Genomic DNA, 20,770 nt, shown 5'->3' with positions numbered 1-20,770 from the left:
TCGGTGAGTGAACCGTGCTGAATATGTGAACCTCCATGGTCACCGGGACGCGTTCGGGTCCGAATCCGATCGGTAAGGTGTTCGCATGACAACCGGGGCACGCCGCAGAATGGGAGTCGATGAACGGCGGCAGCAGTTGATCGGCATCGCGCTCGAACTGTTCAGCCGGCGCTCCCCCGACGAGGTCTCGATCGACGAGATAGCGTCGGCCGCAGGCATCTCGAGACCGCTGGTCTATCACTACTTCCCCGGCAAACTGAGCCTCTACGAAGCCGCGTTGACGCGCGCCTCGGAGGATCTGGCGGGCCGCTTCGTGGAGCCGCGGGAGGGGCCGCTGGGCGCCCGGCTGCTGCGCGTGATGCACCGGTTCTTCGACTTCGTCGACGAACACGGCCCCGGTTTCTCGGCGTTGATGCGCGGCGGGCCTGCGGTCGGCTCGTCGCGGACGAACGCGCTCGTCGACTCGGTGCGTCAGGCCGCGTATGTCCAGATCCTCGCGCACCTGGGGATCACGGAGCCGCCGGCGCGCCTGGAGTTGGTGATCCGCTCATGGATCTCGCTCGTCGAGTCGACGGCACTGATCTGGCTGGACGGGCGCCGGATCCCCCGCCGCGAGCTGGAGGTCCAGCTCGTGCACGACTTCGCCGCGCTGTCGGCGGTGAGCGCCGTCCACGACGACGAGATGGCGACGCTGCTGCGGCGGGTGCTGCGGGACGAGCCGGGCGACGGACCCTTCGGTGATCTGGCCGCCCGGCTGATCTCCCTGGCGTCCTGACGGACGCGCCGACGATCCGTCAGCTCTCGGACTTGCGGTACGACGGGTCGAGATCCCGCACCTCGGCGGAGAGGTGCAGGGCGACTCCCTCGGCCGGCTTCACATGCTGCCGCAGCAGCTCCAGTGTCGCCTCGGTGAGCCGCGCCCTGGTGTCGTCGCTGCGTCCGGCCAGCAGCCCCAGGGTGACGTGCACAACCGCGTGGCCCTCGAGGTCGGCGCCGACCGTGGTGTCCTCGGTGCGGCGGAACTGGGTCTTGCACGCCTCGATCCGCGCGGCCGCGATCTCGACCACCTCGGCGTGCAGCGCGGGCGCGAATCCGCGCCGGTCGAAGGAGTCCTCCAGCGATGCGGAGTAGTCGACGGTGATCTGCGGCATGACGCTCCTGTTCTACGGCGGGCACCCTCACCCTAGCTCCGTGCCGCCCAGCCGCAGCGCGAGGAGTGCGATGTCGTCCTCGCGGTCCCGGTGTCCGGCAGGCCCACGTCGACGAGGGCGACGTCGGGCAGGGTGCCCCGGCGCAGCCGTAGATCGAGTTCGGTCAGTGCCTCGCCGCCGCTGGCGACGGGCACCACGCTGTGTCCCGCCCGGCGGAGCACCGCACCCAGCGCGTAGCGGCCGGCGTGCACGTCGTCGACCACCATCACGGTGGACTCGGTCTGTTTGCCGTTGCCGTCCATGTGAGCCGCCCCTCGGCGCACGGAGAAGGGTGGGGCGGACCGGGAGTCCCCGGCCCGCCCCACCACGCTAGTGTCCTAGCGTCCGACCCTGGAGAAGATCCCCACCGTGCGACCCGGAACGGCGAACGTGCCGGAATCCTCCGCGTACGAGGACGTCTTGACGACAGGGTCCGCGCCCGCGGCCTGCACCGGGTGCAGCGCGTAGGCCTTGCCCGCCAGGTCCGCGACCGTCTGCTCCTGCCGCTGCGGCGTCGCGTTGAGGACGACGACCAGATCGCCCAGCTCCATCGTGATCACACCGGGCGTCTCGTCCTTGCCGGAAAGCGGGAAGGACAGCTTCGACTGCACCTCGTCGGCGGTCGCGAGCGAGAAGACGGGCTCGGTCGTACGGATCGTCAGCAGGTCCCGGTACGCGGCGGAGGTGCCGTCGATCTGTGCGCACCCCACCTCGATCGAGGTCAGCAGGGGCCCCGCGTACGGCCACTTGGACCGGTTGTCGGCCGCGGGCGGCAGCCCGCGGCCGAACCCGTTGCCGTCCCGGCAGTTCCAGTGGATGGCGTTGAACCAGTCGCCGCTGTCGAACGAGTTGCGGTCGAGGGACTTGGAGCGCAGCAGGTCCGAGCCCGCCTGGGACAGCGAGGGGCCCTGCGAGAGGGCGGCCGTCGCCATGGCGAGGACCTGCATACGGGCCCGGTCGGACGCGGAGGTGTCCTTGGGCAGCTTGTACGCGAGCGCGTCGAAGAGCGACTCGTTGTCGTGCGCGTCGGCGTAGGCGAGGGCGTCACCCGGTGCGTCCGCGTAGCCGGCCGGTGCACCGTTGTAGTCGACCTCGGCTCCGGTGACCTTCCTGCCGTCCGTGTCGGTGAAGCGGTAGCCGGCGAGGTCGCCGCTCAGACCGACCTTGATGAGGTCCTGGTAGTGCAGCAGGCGGGCCTTCTGCTCGGCGGACGTCCCGTTGCCCGTCGAGGAGTTGGGGTCGGTGTACAGACCGGAGGCGAAGCCCTGGACGCCGGGATCCTCGTCGAAGGGGCCGCCGCCGCGCACCGCGTCACGCGCCCGGTCGGAGAAGGTGGCGATGCCGGTGCCGGCCATGTTCGCCTGCGTGGCCTGGACGAAGCGGGCGTCGTTCGCGACCTCGCCGAAGTTCCAGCCCTCTCCGTACAGGATGATCTTCTTGCCGTCGACACCGTCCTTCTCGACGGTCAGCGCGTCGAGGGCCCGCCGCACGGCGAGGATGTTGGCCTTCGGGTGGTGGCCCATGAGGTCGAACCGGAACCCGTCGACCTTGTACTCCTTGGCCCAGGTGACGAGGGAGTCCACGACGAGCTTGCCCATCATGGCGTTCTCGGTCGCGGTGTTGGCGCAGCAGGTGCTGTTCGCCACCGAGCCGTCGGCGAGGAGCCGCTGGTAGTAGCCCGGCACGATCCGGTCCAGGACGCTGGTCTCCGCCTGACCGCTCGCCGACGTGTGGTTGTAGACGACGTCCATGACGACCCTGAGGCCGTCCTGGTTCAGCGACTTGACCATCTCGCGGAACTGGAGCGTACGGGCGGTGCCGTCCGGGTCGGTGGCGTAGGAGCCCTCGGGGACCGTGTAGTGGTACGGGTCGTAACCCCAGTTGTAGGCGTCCTTGGCGGCGGGCTTCGTGACGCACTCCTGCTGCTTGTCCGAGTCGGGTGCGTAGGAGGTGAGGTCGCAGTCGGGGCTCGTCCGGTCGGCCTGCCTCTCGGGGACGGTGGCGAAGTCGAAGGCGGGCAGCAGATGGACGTACGACGTCCCGGCCTCGGCCAGCGCGCGCAGGTGCGCGGAACCGTCGCTGTCCTTGTCGGCGAAGGCGAGATAGGTGCCCCGGTCCTTCGCCGGGACCGTGCCGTCGGCGGCCGAGAAGTCCCGGATGTGCAGCTCCTGGATCTCGGCGTCCCTGAGCGGCACGGCCTTCGGTTTCGCGAGCGTCGACCAGCCGCGCGGGGCGAGGGATCTGTCGTTCAGGTCGACGACCAGGCTGCGCTCCGAGTTCGCGGTCAGGGCGACCGAGTAGGGATCGGTGACCTCGTTGGTGACGACCTTGCGGACGCTGGGCGCCCAGACCTTCACGACGTACCGGTAGGGCCTGTTCTTCCAGGACGCCGGGCCGCCGACGGACCAGACGCCGGTGGCGGCGTCACGGCGCATCGGGACGGCGGTGCCGTCGAGGTCGAGGTGCACGCTCTGGGCCGTCGGCGCCCACACGGACAGGGTCGGCCGGCCGTCGTGGAAGACCGGGCCGAGGGCGGCCTTGGTCGCACCCGGGTACAGATCGTCCAGGACACCGGCGATCTGCACTCCCGTCGCGGCCGTCACGGCGCCGTTCACCGCGCGCTGGGAGGCCACGAGCTGACCGCTCAGCGCCTCGCGCACCCGGTCCCGGTCGCGCGGGTCGACGGACCAGGCCGTGTAGTCCTTCAGCTGCGGGAACTTCGCCTTCTGCGCGTCGGTGAGCGTGGTCCTCGTCAGCCGCAGCCAGCGCTCGTCGTCGCCGGTGAGTGTGCCGTCCTCGACGGCGATCGAACCGTCGTGGGAGTAGAGCAACTGGGTCGAGGCGGCGTTGTCGGCACCGTTCCAGGCCAGGGTGTCGCGGTCGATCCAGACGGCTTTGGACGTGGTCGTGTCGAGGGCGGCCGCGCTGCCCTCGGGCTGGGGCAGCAGGTACTTCTCCTGGCCGTTCAGCAGCCACACCTCGTGGCCGTTCGCCGTGAGGTCCAGCGACTGGTCGGAGGGCAGGTCCTTCTCGTCGCCCTTGTGGACGATGTAGGCGAGGCCGGTGGCGCCCTCGGTGAGCGGCACCTCGAAGACCGCGCCGTACGCGTCGGTGCGCACCGGCTTCAGCGGGTCGGACCAGTCGGTGGGGTTCGCCGCGCCCGTCCAGATGTGCAGCCCCCAGCCGTCGTAGTCACCGTCCGCGCGGTGGTAGTGGAGGATCGCCTTCGTCCTGTCCTGGGCGGGGTAGTCGGCCGCCGGTTTCTCGGTGAGGACGGTCTCCTTGCCCTGCTCGATCCAGACCTCGCCGGTCCTGGTGACGTCGATGGCACGGTCGGCGGACACGTCCTTGGTGCCGTTCCTGTCGACGACCAGGAAGCCCACGTTCGAGGCGCCCGGCTTGAGCTTGACCCAGGCGAAGGCGCCGTAGGCGTCGCGCCCGGAGAAGGGGTGGCCGGCCGGCCACTCGGTCGCCTCGCCGTCGGCGAGGTCGCCCCAGGCGTACAGGTTCCAGTTCGCGTAGTCGCCGTCGGCTCGCTTGTAGTGGACGACGGCATAGTCGCGGGAGGAGGCCGTGGGGACCTCGGGCGTGGGCGGCGTGCCGGTGGTGCTCGTGGCTGTGGCGCTCGCGGTGCGGCCTGCCGTGTCGACCACGACCGCCTTGTAGCGCAGGACGGTGCCGGGGGCCGCTTCCTTGTCGATGGTCTGGGTGACCCGGTACGGGGCGTGGTCGGCCGAACCGAGTACATGCCAGGGCCCGTTGCCGGTCTGGGCGGCGAACACGACCCGGTCGAGCAGACCGCCGTCGACGTCGGCCGTGAGGTCGACGGTGCCGGTGGCGCCGGCGTCCGGGGCCTTCAGGACGAGGGTCGGCTTTGCGGCGGGGGTGCCGAGACGGGCGGCGGCCTTGAGGACGACGGCGGACCCGGCCGGGACGGTGACGGTGACCTTCTTGTCCGCGCCACTCCTGACCTGCGTGTCGGTCCCGTATATGCCGCGGAACGCCATCGCCGCCGACCCCGTCGCGAACGTGGCCGTCTTCTGTTCGCCGGCGTTGTTGAAGGCGACGACGTACTCGGTCCCGTCGCTCCCCGTGCGGGAGAAGGCGTAGATGCCGGGGCCGTCGGCCGCGTACCGCTCGGTCTGGACGCCGTCGGCGAGCGCGGGGTTGTCCCTGCGCAGCGCGGAGAGCGTGCTGATCTGCCGGTAGAGCGGCGCACTCGTGTCGTAGGCATCGCTCGCGTGCGTGCGGTCGGTGCCGATCTCGTCGTCGTCCAGGTAGTCCCCGACCTCGGACGCGAACATCGTCTGGCGGGCGTCCTTGTCGCCGCCGGAGCCGGTGAAGCCCTGCTCGTCGCCGTAGTAGACGACCGGATTGCCGCGGCTGAGGAACATCAGCTCATTGGCGAGGCGGTCCTTGCCGAGCAGTTCCGCGTCCGACGCCTCGGGGTTGTCCTGCTCCAGGAAGGAGCCGATCCGCCCCATGTCGTGGTTGCCGAGGAAGGTGACCTGCTCGTAGGCGTTGGCCTTGTCGGTCGTGTAGCGGTAGTCGTTCGCGAAGACGCCCGCGAGCTTCTGCGCGCTGCCGCCCTGGGAGGCGTACTGGCGGGCCGCCTCCTGGAAGGGGAAGTCGAGGGTGGCGTCGAGGCGCCCCTGGGTGACGTACGGGGCCGTGACCGACGGGTCGGAGGAATAGACCTCGCCGAACATGAAGAAGTTCTTGCGTCCGTGCGCGGCGGCATACCGGTCGAGTGCCGTCGCCCACTGCGTCCAGAACTCCATGTTCACGTGCTTCACGGTGTCGATGCGGAAGCCGTCGACACCGAAGTCCCGCACCCACCGCTCGTAGATCTTCTCCATGCCCTCGACCACCTCGGGACGCTCGGTCCACAGGTCGTCGAGCCCGGAGAAGTCGCCGTATGTCGTGGACTCGCCGGCGTACGTGGAGTCACCGCGGTTGTGGTACATCGTCGGGTCGTTGAGCCAGGAGGGGACCTTGACGTCCTTCTTCGCGGCGGGGACCACCGGGGTGCGCGGGAAGGAGTCGGCGTCCGTGGCCGGGAAGCCGTTCGTGCCGTCGGCGTGGCCGGCGTCGTCGAAGGGACGCCCGCCCTTGGTCAGATAGGGGAACGCCCCCTTGGAGAGGTAGCCGTAGGACTTCTCCTTGTAGTCGACGACATCGGCGGTGTGGTTGGTGATGACGTCGAAGTAGACCTTCATGCCCTTGGCGTGCGCCTTGGAGATGAGGATCCGCAGGTCGTCGTTGCTGCCGAAGTGCGGGTCGACGCGGGTGAAGTCGGTGATCCAGTAACCGTGGTAGCCGGCCGAGGCGTCGGAACCGGTGCCCTGCACCGGCTGGTTCTTGAAGATCGGCGCCATCCAGATGGCGGTGGTGCCGAGGCCCTTGATGTAGTCGAGCCTCTTGGTCAGGCCCTTGAGGTCACCGCCCTGGTAGAACCCCTTGTCGGTGGGGTCGTACCCGGTGGACAGACGCGAACCGGTCAGCCCTCCGCGGTTGTTGGAGGCGTCGCCGTCGGCGAAGCGGTCCGGCATGACGAAGTAGAACTGCTCCCGGGTCGCGTCGTGCCGTGCGGGCTCGGCCGCGAGCCGCGCGTCGGACGGCGGCGGTGGCACGGTGGCGGCCTGCGCGGCCAGAGGCGGCATGAGTGCCGCGGCGAGTGCGGTGACGGTGAGGGCCGCGACCCTGGTCCGGCTCTGGGCGGGGCGCCTGCGGGGCGCCGGCCATCTCGGTATCACAGGCGTGAACTCCTTGCGATTACGGCTCGATCGGGTCCGACCCCTGCGCCGCGGCACGGCTCCGTCGCCGGGCGCCCGCGCGACCGTACCGTCCATGCAAGCCTTACAGCAAGAGCCTTGAAACCATCGGAAAACAATTGCACCGGCGGACGTACGACGGCCGAGGGCCCGCTGCCCCGGGAAGGGCGGGCAGCGGGCCTCGGCGGGTGTCCGGACTCAGCAGCTCGACTTCCCGGCATAGAGGGCGAGCGCCGTGTTCGGGGCGACCGACGCCTGGAACCAGCCGCTGCCGTCGACCGTCACCGTCCTGTTGCCCTGTACGTCGCAGTAGGTGCCCGCGGGCAGCGACGTCTCGTACCACCGGTCGGCCGCCGTGCTCTCGTGGTTGATCACCACATAGCCCTTGCTGCCGCGGCCGAACGCGATGAGGTTGCCGCCGTTGTCCCACCACTTGGTGACCGCCTGGCCGCGTGTGGCGTTGCGGAAGGCGACCATCGACTTGATCTCCGGCCAGGCGTGCTGGCACTTCCAGCCGTCCTGCCAGCAGGCGTTGACCTGGCCGCCGTTCGGCGGGCCCGCGTCGGCGTCGGACCACTCGTAGCCGGAGTTGACGTCCGGCGCCCCGTAGGGCCAGGCCAGCATGAAGACGTTCGCCAGCGTGTAGTTCGCGCCGCTCTTGTAGTTCAGGGTCGAGCCGTTGCGCTCGGTGTCGTGGTTGTCCACGAAGACTCCGGCGACCGAGCTGTTCAAGTAGCCCCAGCCCTCGCCGTAGTTGCCGAGGTAGGCCAGCTTCTCGCTGGTGAACACCCGCTTGAGGTCGTAGGCGTAGCGGAATTCCTGGACGTCGCCGTTGCCCGTGTACTCGGTGGGCTGCACGGCCTCGCCCGCTCCGTAGATGACCTCCTGCTTCCAGTACGCGGAGGGATTGGTCAGCCGGGACTTGATGTCGGCCAGGTCGGCCGCCGGGATGTGCTTGGCCGCGTCGACACGGAAGCCGTCGACGCCGAGGGTGAGAAGGTCGTTCATATAGCCGGCGATCGTCTTGCGGACGTACTCCTCACCGGTGTCCAGGTCGGCGAGGCCCACCAGTTCGCAGTGCTGCACGTTCCAGCGGTCCTGGTAGTCGGTGACCTGGGCGGTGCAGTCGTCGAAGTCGGCGGACGAGTACAGGCCCGGGTAGTCGTACTTCGTGTACGACGAGCCTCCCGTGCCCGTTCCGCTGCCGGCCGACATGTGGTTGACGACGGTGTCCACGACGACCTTCACGCCTGCCGCGTGGCAGGTGTCGACCATGTTCCGGAAGGCCGTACGGTCGCCGAGGCGCCCCGCGATCCGGTAGCTCACCGGCTGGTAGGACGTCCACCACTGCGAGCCCTGTATGTGCTCGGCGGGCGGGGAGACCTGCACGTAGCCGTAGCCGGCCGGGCCGAGGGTCGTGGTGCACTCCCTGGCGACCGAGGCGAATTTCCACTCGAAGAGGACCGCCGTGACGTCCTTGGTACCGGGCGGGGAGGCCTGGGCGGTCCCGGCGGGGACGGCGAGTGCGACCGACGCGGCCGCCGCGAGGGCGAGGGCGCCGGAGAGCGTTCTGCTGGCCATGTGGGGGTTCCTTCTCCGTTGAAGGATCTGCTGAGGGCGCCTGTCGGGGACCCTGGGACTGGCTGCGGGGAATTGCTGCAAGTTTTCAACCACTTGCAGTGGAGCAGACCGTACGAGCCCCGTCCACGACGGTCAACCCCTCGGGCATGTTCCTGTCATGGCTGCCAACCAGGCCGGGATCACCGGGTGTTGGAGCCGCGGCAGCGGACGAAGAGGCCCGCCGTCCATCCCGGACGACGGGCCCCCGAAACCTTGCGAAGCGTCAGACGGCCGTCCACCAGACGGTCGCGTCGGCCGGCACCTTCACCTCACCGTCCGCCTCGGTCACCTCGTCGCTCGCGAGCAGCACACGGCCATGCGCCGGGACGGCGACCGACTCACCGGTGGTGTTGGCGACACAGACGAAGTCCCCGCGCCGGAAGGCCAGTACACCCTCGGGGGCACGCAGCCACTCCACCGCGTCGCCCGCGCCGAGACCCGGCTGCTCGCGCCGCGCGGCGAGCGCGGAACGGTACAGCTCCAAGGTGGAGCCGGCCACGCCCTGCTGTGCCTCGACGCTCAGGTCGCCCCAGCCCTCCGGCTGCGGCAGCCAGCTGCCGCCGGTGCCGAAGCCGTAGGACGACCCGGTGCGGGTCCACGGGATCGGGACACGACAACCGTCGCGGAAGCCGTCCTGCCCCGCGCCGCGGAAGTACGCCGGGTCCTGGCGCACCTCGTCGGGCAGGTCGACCACGTCGGGCAGACCGAGTTCCTCGCCCTGGTAGATGTACGCCGACCCGGGCAGCGCCAGCATGAGCAGGGTGGCCGCCCTCGCCCGCCGGATCCCCAGCTCGCGGTCGCCTGCCGTGCGGATCTGGGTGCCGAGACCGGGCGGATTGGCGAAGCGGGTGGCGTGACGGGTCACGTCGTGGTTCGAGAGCACCCAGGTCGCGGGGGCGCCGACGGGGCGCATGGCCTCCAGGGTGCGGTCGATGACGACGCGCAGCCCGGCCGCGTCCCAGTCGGCGCTCAGGTACTGGAAGTTGAAGGCCTGGTGCAGTTCGTCGGGGCGGACGTAGTTGGCGGTGCGTTCGACGGTGGGGGTCCAGGCCTCGGCGACGAACACGCGCTCCCCGGCGTACTCGTCCAGAACGGTGCGCCACTGCCGGTAGATGGCGTGGACGCCGTCCTGGTCGAAGAACGGCATGACATCGTTGCCCAGCAGCTTGAGCTGGTCGTGGCTGCCGAGGTCGGGCAGTCCCTCGGCCTTCACCAGGCCGTGGGCGACGTCGATGCGGAACCCGTCGACGCCCATGTCGAGCCAGAAGCGCAGGATGGAGCGGAACTCGTCGCCGACCGCGGGGTGGTCCCAGTCGAAGTCGGGCTGCTCGGGCGCGAAGAGGTGCAGATACCACTCGCCGGGGGTGCCGTCGGGTTCGACGGTACGGGTCCAGGCCGGGCCGCCGAAGATGGACTCCCAGTCGTTGGGCGGCAGTTCGCCGTTCTCCCCCTTGCCCGGGCGGAAGTGGTAGCGCTCGCGCAGCGGCGAGCCGGGGCCTTCGGCGAGCGCCCGCTTGAACCACTCGTGCTGGTCGGAGGAGTGGTTCGGAACCAGGTCGACGATGATGCGCAGCCCCAGACCGTGGGCGTCGCGGATCAGCGCGTCGGCGTCCAGGAGGTTGCCGAACATGGGGTCGACGGCGCGGTAGTCGGCGACGTCGTAGCCGGCGTCGGCCTGCGGCGAGGCGTAGAAGGGACTGAGCCACACGGCGTCCACGCCGAGGTCGCGCAGATACGGGAGTCGGGAACGTACACCCTCCAGGTCTCCCATGCCGTCGCCGTTGCTGTCGGCGAAGCTGCGCGGATAGACCTGGTAGATCACCGCGTCGCGCCACCAGTCGCGGCGGGTGGCGACGGTGGCGAGGGCGGTGTCCGGGGCCGGGTCGGCGGAGTGCTGGCTCATGGCGTCCTTGATGCGATGCGGGTCCCCGCCCGGGCGGGCCGGTTGCGGGGAGGGAGTGGGGGTCGTCGAGGCGGGTCGGGCGGAGGGTGACGAGGCGGCCGCGGTGACCGCGGGGTCGGATGGGGTACCGCGGCCGCCACCCGCGCGGGTCAGGCGCGCGGGAACCCGGTGAGGGCGCTCAGCCCTTGGTGCCGCCCGCGGTGAGGCCGGTCACCAGGTTCTTCTGCACCAGATAGAAGAACGCGGAGACGGGTATCGCCACCAGCACCGCGGTGGCGGCCATCAGGTTCCGCTGTGCGTCGTGCTCGCTGACGAAGCTCTGCAGACCGACGGCGAAGGTGTACTTGGAGTCGTCCAGCATGAACGTCGAGGCGAAGGCCACCTCGCCGAAGGCGGTGATGAAGTTGTAGAACGCGGCGACCGCCAGACCGGGCCTGGCCAGCGGCAGGATCAGCCGTGCGAACGTGCCGAAGGGGCTCAGCCCGTCGACCCGCCCGGCCTCGTCGATCTCGAACGGGATGGTGTCGAAGTAGCCCTTGAGCAGCCAGGCGCTGTAGGGCACCGCGGTCGAGCAGTAGACGAGGATCAGACCGAGGTAGCTGTCGATGAGCCCCAGGTCCGACAGGATCTGGTACATCGGCACGATGAGCACCGCGATCGGGAACATCTGGGTGACCAGGAGCACCCACATCAGCTTGCGGTAGCCGGGGAACCGCATCCGGGACACCGCGTAGCCGGTGGTGGCGGCCACGAGGACGCCGATGACCGTGGTGCCGAGCGAGACGATCAGCGAACTCTTCAGCCAGTCGAAGAAGTTCGTGTGCTGCAGCACGAACGAGTAGTTGTCGAACGTCATCGTGTGCCAGATGCGCCCGGGGTGGAGGTAGTCGTCCTTGTCCGGACCGAGGGAGAGGAAGATCAGCCAGGCGATCGGGAAGAGGGCGACAAGGCTCGCGACGATCAGTACGCCGTGGGAGGCCAGTGACGCGACGGGGCCGTGCTCGCCCCGCCTGCGCACCTTGGACGGGCGGGCCTGAGCGGCGCCGGGCCCGGTCACCTCGGCGGAGGTCTCGACGGTGGTCGTACTCATGGGAACTCCTTCCTCAGATCGCGAGCTGCTGCTCGTTGCGGTTCAGCCAGCGTCGGTAGAACGAGGTGAAGACGATCAGGATGGCCAGCAGCAGGATGCCGTAGGCGGCGGACTGCGCGAAGTCGCGCGGCTGCTGTCCGAAGCCCAGGTAGTACGCCCAGGTGACAAGGATCTGGGCGTCCGGCGCGGTATTGCCGAACAGCAGGAAGATGACGGCGAACTGGTTGAAGGTCCAGATGATGCCGAGGAGGACGACGGTCGAGCTGACGGACCTCAGACCCGGAAGAGTGACGTACCGGAAGCGCTGCCAGGGGCTCGCCCCGTCCATCTCGGCGGCCTCGTACAAGGAGGTGTCGATGGACTGCAGGCCGCCCAGCAGCGAGACCATCATGAACGGCACACCGCACCAGGTGTTCACCATGATCGCGGCGAAGCGCTGCCAGAAGGTGTCCTCCAGCCACGACGGCGCCGGCAGGTGCAGGGCGTGCAGTGCCGAGTTGATGATGCCGCCGTCGGCGAGCATGAAGCGCCAGCCGAACACGGTGACGAAGGTGGGCACGGCCCACGGCAGGATGAGCACGAGTCGGTAGAAGGTCCGTCCCCGGAGCTTCTGGTTGAGCAGCAGTGCCAGGCCCAGCCCGATGGTGTAGTGCAGCGCCACACACAGCGCGGTCCACACGATCGTCCAGATGAAGTGCGACCAGAAACGGTCGTACGCGGTCGGCCCGAACAGGATGTCCTTGTAGTTGTCGAGGCCGATGAACTTGTACGTGGCGTCGATGTGGTTGACGCCGATCGTGCGGGCGGTGTTCAGGCTGTTGGCATCGGTGAGCGTGAGGTACAAGCCGTACACCAGCGGATAGAGCACGAGGACGCCGAGGACGACGGCCACGGGCGCGATCATCGCGTACGCGTACCAGTGCTTCTGGTATCCGCTCCTCAGGCGCCGGCCCAGGCCGGGCCGGGGCGCGCGGTCACCGCGGCGCTTGCCGGTGGCGCGGTCGATGGCGACTGTCATGGTTCGACAACCTTCTCAACGGTCTGCAGATCAAGGGGTGGGCCTGGGCACGGGCCGATGGCCGCCGGATCCTTCCCCCCTTCCCTCAGGAGGATCCGGCGGCCAGGGCCACGCGCTCTTACTTGCTGAAGTCCGGAACCAGCTTGGCGATGGCGAGCTCCGCGTTGCTCAGGCCCTTGTCCAGGGGCTCCTTGCCGCCCGCGATCTTGGGCAGCTCGGTGTCGAGCGGGCCCCACAGCGAGCTGTACTCGGGCAGCGCCGGGCGCGGCTGGGCGGCGGCGAGCACACCCTGGTAGCCGGCGATGCCGGGGTCGGCCTTGACCTGCGTGCTGAAGGCGTCGTCGCGCGTCGGCAGCGTGGAGTTCTTCAGGGCGATGGTCTCCTGCGACTTCGCCGAGGTCATGAAGTTGACGAACTTCAGCGCCGCGTCCTGGTGGGCCTTGTCCGAACCGGCGTAGACGGACAGGTTGTGCCCGCCGGTCGGGGCGCCGGCCTTGCCGGCCGAGCCGGCCGGGACGGTGGCGATGCCGAGGTTGGACTTGTCCGTGAAGGCCGAGCCCTTGTAGAAGTTCGTGATCTCCCAGGGGCCCTGGATGATCGCGGCGACCTTGCCGTTGACGAACGCGTCCTGGATGTGGGCGTAGGCGTCGGCGGTGGTGTCGGCCTTGTGCAGTCCCTTGCCGGAGAACAGGCTCAGCCAGGTGCCGTATGCCTTCTTCGCGGCGTCCGAGGTGATGGTGATCTTCTTGGCGGAGGCGTCGACGGTGTCGGTGCCCTCGCCGTAGAGGAACGTCTGGGCGTAGTAGGCCTGGGTGGAGCCCCAGTAGCCGTCGACGTCGGCCTTGTCCTTGATCTTGGCGGCGTCGGCCTTCAGCTCGTCCCAGGTCTTGGGCGCGTCGGTGATGCCGGCCTTCTCGAAGAGGGCCTTGTTGTAGACCAGCGCCAGCGTGTCGGTGACGATCGGCACACCGTACGTCTTGCCCTCGAACTGGGCCTGCTGGATCAGGCTGGACTGGAACTTGTCCTTGTCGGCGAGGGCCTGGGTGCCGTCCAGCGGCAGGAAGTAGCCCTTCTTCGCGAAGGCGGGGGTCCAGCCGACCTCGGAGCGCAGCACGTCGGGGGCACCCTTGGAGCCGGCCGCCGTGTCGAACTTGTTCTGCGCCTGGTCGAAGGGGACGTTGACGTACTTGACCTTGATCTTCGGGTTGGCCTTCTCGAAGTCCGCGACCAGGGATTTGTACGTCGGCGCCTCATTGGTGGCGTTGGAGGTGTCCCACCAGGTGATGGTGACCGGGCCGTCGGACTTGCCGCTGCCGTCGTCGCTTCCGCCGCAGGCCGTCGCCGCGAGGGCGAGGGACGCCACCAGCGCGGTGGCCGCTATGCCACGCCGCATGAGTTCTCCTTGAGGGTGAAAGCCCGTTGCTACAGGTGGCGGTCCCGTCCGCCGCCCCTGCCGACTGCCGACTGCGCCGTTGCCGCCGCCGGGCGACGTGAACGTAACAGCGATGAAAGCCCGGCGAAAGGTCTTGCAGCAAAAAAATGAAAGACCCGACAATGGTTACCCGGCCGTGACCTCCTCGTGAGGCCCTGACGTCTTGTGTTCACGCCTGATCGGCGGGATCACGGACACTTGTGCAAGACTCTGCAAGCTCTTGCCACACATTGCCGACACGGGGATCATCCCGTTGCGGACCGGACGCCGATCAGAAGATGAGGGAGCGCGATGACGCAGCAACCCGCAGCGGGCCGTTCAACCGCCCGGGCCCGGCGTCCCATTGGTGGGCAAGCGGACATACGGCCGGTACAGTCCCATCCCGTGACCACACGGCTTGCAGACATCGCAGCCCAGGCGGGGGTCAGCGAGGCGACTGTGAGCCGCGTCCTGAACGGGAAGCCGGGCGTCGCGGCGACCACGCGCCAGTCCGTCCTCGCCGCGCTCGACGTGCTCGGCTACGAGCGCCCGGTCCGGCTGCGCCAGCGCAGCGAGGGCCTGGTGGGCCTGATCACCCCGGAGCTGGAGAACCCGATATTCCCGGCCCTGGCCCAGGTCATCGGGCAGGCGCTGACCCGGCAGGGCTACACCCCCGTGCTCGCGACCCAGACACCGGGCGGCTCGACCGAGGACGAGCTGACCGAGATGCTCGTGGACCGCGGGGTCGCCGGCATCATCTACGTCTCGGGGCTGCACGCCGACACCACCGCCGATATGCAGCGCTACGAGCGGCTGCGTGCCCAGGGTGTGCCGTTCGTGCTGGTGGACGGCTTCTCGCCCAAGGTGGAGGCCCCGTTCATCTCCCCCGACGACCGCGCCGCGATGTCCCTGGCGGTCACCCACCTGGTGTCGCTGGGACACACCCGGATCGGTCTGGCCCTCGGGCCCAAACGTTTCGTCCCGGTGCAGCGGAAGATCGAGGGGTTCGTGCGCACGGTGCAGGATCAGCTCGGGCTGTCCGCCGACGAGATCGAGTCGCGGCTGGTCCAGCACTCCCTGTACACGCTGGAAGGCGGCCAGGCCGCGGCGTCCGCGCTGATCGACCGGGAGTGCACCGCGGTGGTGTGCGCGAGCGACATGATGGCGCTCGGGGCGATACGCGCGGCCCGGCAGCACGGACTGGAAGTCCCCACGGACGTCTCGGTGGTGGGCTTCGACGACTCACCGCTCATCGCCTTCACGGACCCGCCGCTGACGACGATCCGCAAGCCGGTCCCGGCGATGGGGCAGGCGGCCGTGCGCACGTTGCTGGAGGAGATCGGCGGGACGCCCGCGCCCCACAGTGAATTCGTGTTCATGCCTGAGCTGGTGGTGCGGGGGTCGACCGCTTCGGCGCCTGGGGACCGGAGTCGTACCTAGGCAGTAGTCGTCCGGCCCCCAGGGGTCCATCGGATGGAGAAATCGGGGCCGGAACCCTTCCAGGGGATGATCGGTGGGCGGCCGCTCTTCTGGCAGACTCTGTGCCTATGGGTGACGAGACCGTGACAGCGGTGGACGGCCGGAGGCAGGCCGCCGACGCCGTCGCGGAGGAGAGCGGGAACCGTGCGGGGCAGGGCCTGCTGCGACGGATCCGCACTCCCCGGCGTCCCCGCTTCTGGTTCGAAATCCTGCTCATCGCGGTGAGTTACTGGACGTACTCGCTGATCCGCAACGCCGTTCCCGAGCAGAAGGCCAAGGCGCTGACCAACGCCGACTGGCTGTGGCGCCTGGAGCAGCATCTGGACATCGCCGTCGAGGACTCGGTCAACCACGCCGTGAACTCGGTGACATGGCTGATCGTGGGGATGAACTACTACTACGCCACACTGCACTTCGTGGTGACGCTGAGTGTCCTCGTGTGGCTGTACCGCAGCCATCCGGGCCGGTACGCGGCGACCCGGCTGGCCCTGTTCGCCACCACGGCGGTGGCGCTGCTCGGCTACTACTTCTTCCCGCTCGCGCCGCCCCGCCTGATGACCGGCGGGGACTTCGTCGACACCGTGGTGGTGCACCAGACCTGGGGCTCGATGGCGTCGGGCGATCTGAAGCACATGTCGAACCAGTACGCGGCGATGCCGTCCATGCACATCGGCTGGTCGCTGTGGTGCGGGCTGACGATCTTCGCGCTGGCGACGGTGCCGTGGGTGCGCGTCCTCGGACTGCTGTATCCCACGACCACCCTGGTGGTGATCGTCTCCACGGCGAACCACTTCTGGCTGGACGCCGTCGGCGGGGCGCTCTGCCTGGCCTTCGGCTTCGCGGTGGCCTCGCTGTGGTACGGCGCCGTGCCGTACACGCTGCCGCGCACCTGGCACCGGAACCTGGCTCCCGTCGGCGTCGGCGGCAGCGCCTACGTTCCGTAGAACAGCTCCTCCATGACGGTCCTGGCCCTGCGGGTCGTGCGCCGGTAGTCGTCCAGCATGTCGCCCACGTGCCCCGGCCCGTAGCCCAGGTATCGACCCACCGCGGCCAGTTCCCGGCTCTCGGAGGGGAAGGTGTCCCCCGCCCGCCCCCGGACCAGCATCACCGCGTTGCGCACGCGCGAGGCGAGCACCCAGGCCTCGTCGAGGATCTCCGCCTCCTCGTCCGGCAGCAGTCCGGCCTCGCGCGCGGCGCAGAGCGCGGCGCGGGTGCGCGTGGTGCGCAGACCCGCTTCGGTACGGCCGTGCCGCATCTGGAGCAGCTGCACCGTCCACTCCACGTCCGACAGACCGCCGCGGCCCAGCTTGGTGTGGAGCGTCTTGTCGGCTCCCCTGGGCAGCCGCTCCGACTCCATACGGGCCTTCAGGCGCCGGATCTCGCGCACCGCCTCGTCGTCGAGCCCGTTGCGCGGATAGCGCAGCGGGTCGATCAGCTCGATGAAGCGCCGGCCCAGGTCCTCGTCACCGGCGACGCGCTCGGCCCGCAGCAGCGCCTGCGACTCCCAGACCAGCGACCAGCGGCGGTAGTACGCCTCGTACGACTTGAGAGTGCGCACCAGCGGTCCCGACTTGCCCTCGGGACGCAGATCGGCGTCGATCAGCAGCGGCGGGTCGCTGCTCGGCAGCTGGAGCAGCCGGCGCATCTCCGCGACCACCCGGTTCGCCGCCTCGCCCGCCTCGCGTTCGTCCACGCCCTCGCGCGGCTCGTGCACGAACAGCACGTCCGCGTCGGAGCCGTAGCCCAGTTCGTGGCCGCCGAAGCGCCCCATGCCGATGACCGCGAACCGGGTGGGCAGGGTGTCTCCCCAGCCGGCGCGCACCACCGCGCGGAGCGTGCCCGCAAGCGTCGCCGCCGTCAGGTCCGAGACCGCCCCGCCGACCATGTCGATCAGAGCGCCCTGATCCGGCCGGGTGGGTGTGTCCTCCCTGCCGTAGGAGCCGACGATGTCAGCGGCGGCCGTACGGAACAGCTCGCGCCGCCGCACCCCGCGCGCCGCCGTGACCCCCTGCTCGGCGTTCTCGGCACGGCCCACCGCGGCGAGGATCTCCTGTTCGAGGTGGGCCCGGGAGCGGGGCTCCAGTCCGCCGCCGTCCCCGTCGCCGAGGAGGGCCACCGCCTCCGGAGCGCGCATCAGCAGGTCGGGGGCGAGCCGGCCCGCGGACAGGACCCGGGCCAGGTTCTCGGCGGCCGCGCCCTCGTCCCGCAGCAGCCGCAGGTACCACGGGGTCTTGCCGAGCGCGTCCGAGACCTTGCGGAAGCCCAGCAGGCCCGCGTCCGGGTCCGCGGAGTCGGCGAACCAGCCGAGCAGCACGGGCAGCAGCGTGCGCTGGATGGCGGCCTTGCGGCTGACGCCGGACGCCAGCGCCTCCAGATGACGCAGCGCGGCGGCGGGGTCGGCGTAGCCGAGCGCGACGAGCCTCTCCCGGGCCGCGTCCGCGCTCAACCGGGCTTCTCCCGGGCCGAGTTGCGCGACGGCGTCCAGCAGCGGCCGATAGAAGAGCTTCTCGTGCAGCCGGCGTACGACACCGGTGTGCCGCTTCCACTCCCGGTTCAGCTCGCGGACGGGGTCCGTGCGCAGGCCGAGGGAGCGACCGAGACGGCGCTGGTCGGCCTCGTCCTCGGGGACGAGGTGGCTGCGGCGCAGCTGGTAGAGCTGGATGCGGTGCTCCATGGAGCGCAGGAAGCGATAGGCGTCGTCGAGCTGCACGGCGTCCACACGGCCGACGTAGCCGCCCGCCGCGAGCGCCTTGAGCGCATCGAGCGTGGTACCGCTGCGCAGCGAGGTGTCGGACCGCCCGTGCACCAACTGCAGCATCTGGACGGCGAATTCGACATCCCTGAGTCCTCCGGGACCGAGCTTGAGTTCACGCTCGACCTCGCCGACCGGGATGTTGGCGACGACCCGCCGGCGCATCTTCTGCACGTCGGCGACGAAGTTCTCGCGCTCGGCGGCCTGCCAGACCAGCGGCGCGATGGTGGCGACGTAGCTCCCGCCCAGCTCCATGTCGCCGGCCACCGGCCGCGCCTTGAGCAGCGCCTGGAACTCCCAGGTCTTCGCCCAGCGCTGGTAGTAGGCGAGATGGCTGCTGAGCGTGCGCACCAGCGGGCCGTTCCTGCCCTCGGGCCGCAGATTGGCGTCGACGGGCCAGATGCTGCCCTCGACGGTGGTCTCGGAGCAGATCCGCATCATGTGCGAGGCGAGCCTGGTCGCGGCCGGCAGCGCCTTGCCCTCGTCGGCGCCGGACGCGGCCTCGCCGACGAAGATGACGTCCACGTCCGAGACGTAGTTCAGCTCGTGGCCGCCGCACTTGCCCATCGCGATCACCGCGAGCCGGCAGCTCCCGGCGTCCTCGGGGGCCGCGGCGCAGGCGATGGCGAGGGCGCCGCGCAGGGTGGCGGTGGCGAGGTCGGCCAGCTCGGCCGCGGTCTGGGCGACGTCGATGGTGCCGCACACATCGCGTGCGGCGATCGACAGCAGACAGCGGCGGTAGGCGACACGCAGGGAGACGGGATCGGTGGCCTCGACGAGATGCCGCTCGAACTCCGCCACACCGGGGTGGAGGTCGTGCGGCTCATAGTTGACGAGGGCCAGCCAGTCACCGGGATGGCGGGCGAGATGGTCGGCGAGCGCGGCGGAGGCGCCGAGGACACCGAGCAGCCGGTCCCGCAGCGGCTTGGCGGCGATCAGCGTGTCGAGCAGTTCGCGACGGGCGGTGGGGGCCGGCTGTGCCTCCAGGAGGCGGACGAGGCCCTGCAGAGCCAGATCGGGGTCGGCGGTCGCGCCCAGCGCCTCCAGCAGGACCGGATCGGACCTTATCGGCTCCAGCTCGGGGCTCTCCAGGAGCCGCTCGGCGGCCGACGGGTCGGTGAAGCCGTGCCGCAGCAGACGCGTGAAGGTACTGCTCCTGCGCCCTTGGGGCACGGTCATCCCTCGGCCTCCCGTTCAACCCGCTCTCGTCCGAGCCACCGGATCAAGGTCGTACGAGCTCGAGCGTAACCCCGGTGGTCGGCACGGGGCCCGGTGCGGGGGGTCACGACTTCCGCCGTCACGCGGGGGGTGGGCCCCCGCGGGCGTCCGGCCGTCCGGGCACGGGCATACCGGGCGGCGGACCGCGAAGACGCCGGGAACCGGTGCCGCGGGGAACGCCGGGCCGTCGTGGCACCACGGGCGGAGGGTCGTGGCCCACGACCGTCGCGTCCCGTCCCGAAGGCCGCCCGACTCCGCCGCCGGGGTCGGCGGGCCTGCCGCCGCAACCCAACGGGCCTTGCTGTGGAAGTAGTTCACCGGCTCTTCATCCGGCGGGCCGGGCGGCGTGAGGCGGTGGAACCTTGGCGTGTGCATGCTCTGTGCGCACCGCCACCCCGTCTCCTCCCCCCGACCGGAGGTTGAAGTGTCCGGCAGTTCCCTGTACCGCCGCACCCGTGCCGTAGTGGCATCAGCGGCGGCCTTTTCCGCCGCGGCGATCGGGCTGTGGACCGGGCTCGGCGGCGAGTCCCCCGCGCACGCGGCGGGCGCCGTCCCGACCCCGGACCACGTCGTCGTCGTGGTCTTCGAGAACCACGCCTACAGCCAGGTGATCGGCTCCTCCAGCGCCCCGTACATCAACTCGCTGAAGTCCGGCGGCGCCAACCTGACCCAGTCCTACGCCGAGACCCACCCCAGCCAGCCCAACTACTTCGCGATGTTCTCGGGTTCCACCCAGGGCATCACGGACGACGGCTGCTACACGCCCGGGTTCTCCTCCGCCCGCAACCTCGCCTCCGAGCTGATCGCGGCCGGCCGCACCTGGGCGAGCTACAACGAGACGCTGCCCAGCCAGGGCTCGACCACGTGCAACAGCGGCAAGTACGCCCGCAAGCACAACCCCTGGTTCGGCTTCAGCAACGTGCCGACGTCGACCGCGAAGACCTTCACCCAGTTCCCGACCGACTACTCCACGCTGCCGCACGTCTCCTTCGTGGTCCCCAACCTGTGCAGCGACATGCACGACTGCTCGGTGTCCTCCGGTGACACCTGGCTGAAGAACAACCTCGGCGCCTACGCCACCTGGGCCAAGACCCACAACAGCCTGCTCGTCGTCACCTTCGACGAGGACAACCGGCTCAGCGGCAACCGCATCGCGACGGTCCTGTACGGGCAGCCGGTGACAGCGGGGGCCAGCAGCGCCACCACGTACAACCACTACGACCTGCTGCGCACCCTGGAGGACTCGCAGGGCCTCTCGACCCACGCGGGCAACGCGGCCTCCGCCAAGGACATCACCGGCATCTGGGCGTCCTGA

Annotated in this window: 12 protein-coding genes and 1 pseudogene; 4 read left to right on the top strand and 9 right to left on the bottom strand. The window is 69.9% G+C overall.

Going from position 1 to position 20,770, the window contains the following annotated elements:
* The first annotated feature begins 85 nt into the window (after nucleotides 1-85).
* Complete coding sequence (locus tag RCR19_RS26530; RefSeq protein ID WP_331267404.1) at nucleotides 86-775, top strand: TetR/AcrR family transcriptional regulator; 690 nt, start codon at nucleotides 86-88, stop codon at nucleotides 773-775.
* A gap of 19 nt (nucleotides 776-794) precedes the next feature.
* On the opposite strand, the gene RCR19_RS26525 is transcribed toward RCR19_RS26530, so the two are convergent.
* From RCR19_RS26525 to RCR19_RS26490, 8 genes and pseudogenes are all read right to left on the bottom strand, one after another.
* A complete protein-coding gene (locus tag RCR19_RS26525) occupies nucleotides 795-1,151 on the bottom strand; it encodes a 5-carboxymethyl-2-hydroxymuconate Delta-isomerase (RefSeq protein ID WP_331267403.1) in 357 nt (118 codons plus the stop codon).
* 92 nt (nucleotides 1,152-1,243) lie between these two features.
* Nucleotides 1,244-1,453, bottom strand: a pseudogene (locus RCR19_RS26520) (protein phosphatase); the annotation flags it as partial.
* A 75-nt stretch (nucleotides 1,454-1,528) separates the two neighbouring features.
* Nucleotides 1,529-6,946 carry a pullulanase-type alpha-1,6-glucosidase gene (pulA, locus tag RCR19_RS26515; RefSeq protein WP_331267402.1) on the bottom strand — a complete coding sequence of 1,806 codons (5,418 nt, stop codon included), beginning with the start codon at nucleotides 6,944-6,946 and terminating at the stop codon, nucleotides 1,529-1,531.
* Between the two features lie 216 nt (nucleotides 6,947-7,162).
* Nucleotides 7,163-8,545, bottom strand: a complete 1,383-nt coding sequence (locus RCR19_RS26510; RefSeq protein ID WP_331267401.1) for an alpha-amylase family protein — start codon at nucleotides 8,543-8,545, stop codon at nucleotides 7,163-7,165.
* Between the two features lie 262 nt (nucleotides 8,546-8,807).
* Nucleotides 8,808-10,487 (bottom strand): glycoside hydrolase family 13 protein, encoded by a 1,680-nt coding sequence (locus RCR19_RS26505; protein WP_331267400.1) that lies wholly within the window; start codon nucleotides 10,485-10,487, stop codon nucleotides 8,808-8,810.
* Between the two features lie 178 nt (nucleotides 10,488-10,665).
* The gene (locus RCR19_RS26500) at nucleotides 10,666-11,577 is read right to left on the bottom strand and encodes a sugar ABC transporter permease (protein WP_331267399.1); all 912 of its coding nucleotides are present in this window, start codon (nucleotides 11,575-11,577) and stop codon (nucleotides 10,666-10,668) included.
* Between the two features lie 13 nt (nucleotides 11,578-11,590).
* Complete coding sequence (locus tag RCR19_RS26495) at nucleotides 11,591-12,595, bottom strand: sugar ABC transporter permease (protein ID WP_059126002.1); 1,005 nt, start codon at nucleotides 12,593-12,595, stop codon at nucleotides 11,591-11,593.
* Nucleotides 12,596-12,713: 118 nt separating this feature from the next.
* Complete coding sequence (locus tag RCR19_RS26490) at nucleotides 12,714-13,988, bottom strand: extracellular solute-binding protein (RefSeq protein WP_331267398.1); 1,275 nt, start codon at nucleotides 13,986-13,988, stop codon at nucleotides 12,714-12,716.
* Nucleotides 13,989-14,411: 423 nt separating this feature from the next.
* Here RCR19_RS26490 and RCR19_RS26485 point away from each other — a divergent pair, with 423 nt between their 5' ends.
* Nucleotides 14,412-15,446: a LacI family DNA-binding transcriptional regulator gene (locus RCR19_RS26485; protein ID WP_331267397.1), complete on the top strand. Its 1,035-nt coding sequence runs from the start codon at nucleotides 14,412-14,414 to the stop codon at nucleotides 15,444-15,446.
* Nucleotides 15,447-15,553: 107 nt separating this feature from the next.
* Nucleotides 15,554-16,429 (top strand): phosphatase PAP2 family protein, encoded by an 876-nt coding sequence (locus RCR19_RS26480; protein ID WP_331267396.1) that lies wholly within the window; start codon nucleotides 15,554-15,556, stop codon nucleotides 16,427-16,429.
* On the opposite strand, the gene RCR19_RS26475 is transcribed toward RCR19_RS26480, so the two are convergent.
* Entirely contained in the window at nucleotides 16,417-19,416 is a 3,000-nt protein-coding gene (locus RCR19_RS26475) for a bifunctional [glutamine synthetase] adenylyltransferase/[glutamine synthetase]-adenylyl-L-tyrosine phosphorylase (RefSeq protein WP_331267395.1), read from the bottom strand. The two genes, RCR19_RS26480 and RCR19_RS26475, sit on opposite strands and share 13 nt — an antisense overlap.
* Nucleotides 19,417-19,879: 463 nt before the next feature.
* On the opposite strand from RCR19_RS26475, the gene RCR19_RS26470 reads away from it, so the two are divergent.
* Nucleotides 19,880-20,770 carry an alkaline phosphatase family protein gene (locus tag RCR19_RS26470; protein WP_331267394.1) on the top strand — a complete coding sequence of 297 codons (891 nt, stop codon included), beginning with the start codon at nucleotides 19,880-19,882 and terminating at the stop codon, nucleotides 20,768-20,770.

Source organism: Streptomyces sp. WAC07094 (assembly GCF_036320405.1).
Lineage (GTDB): Bacteria > Actinomycetota > Actinomycetes > Streptomycetales > Streptomycetaceae > Streptomyces > Streptomyces lannensis.
This window is presented reverse-complemented; position numbering and strand designations above follow the sequence as displayed.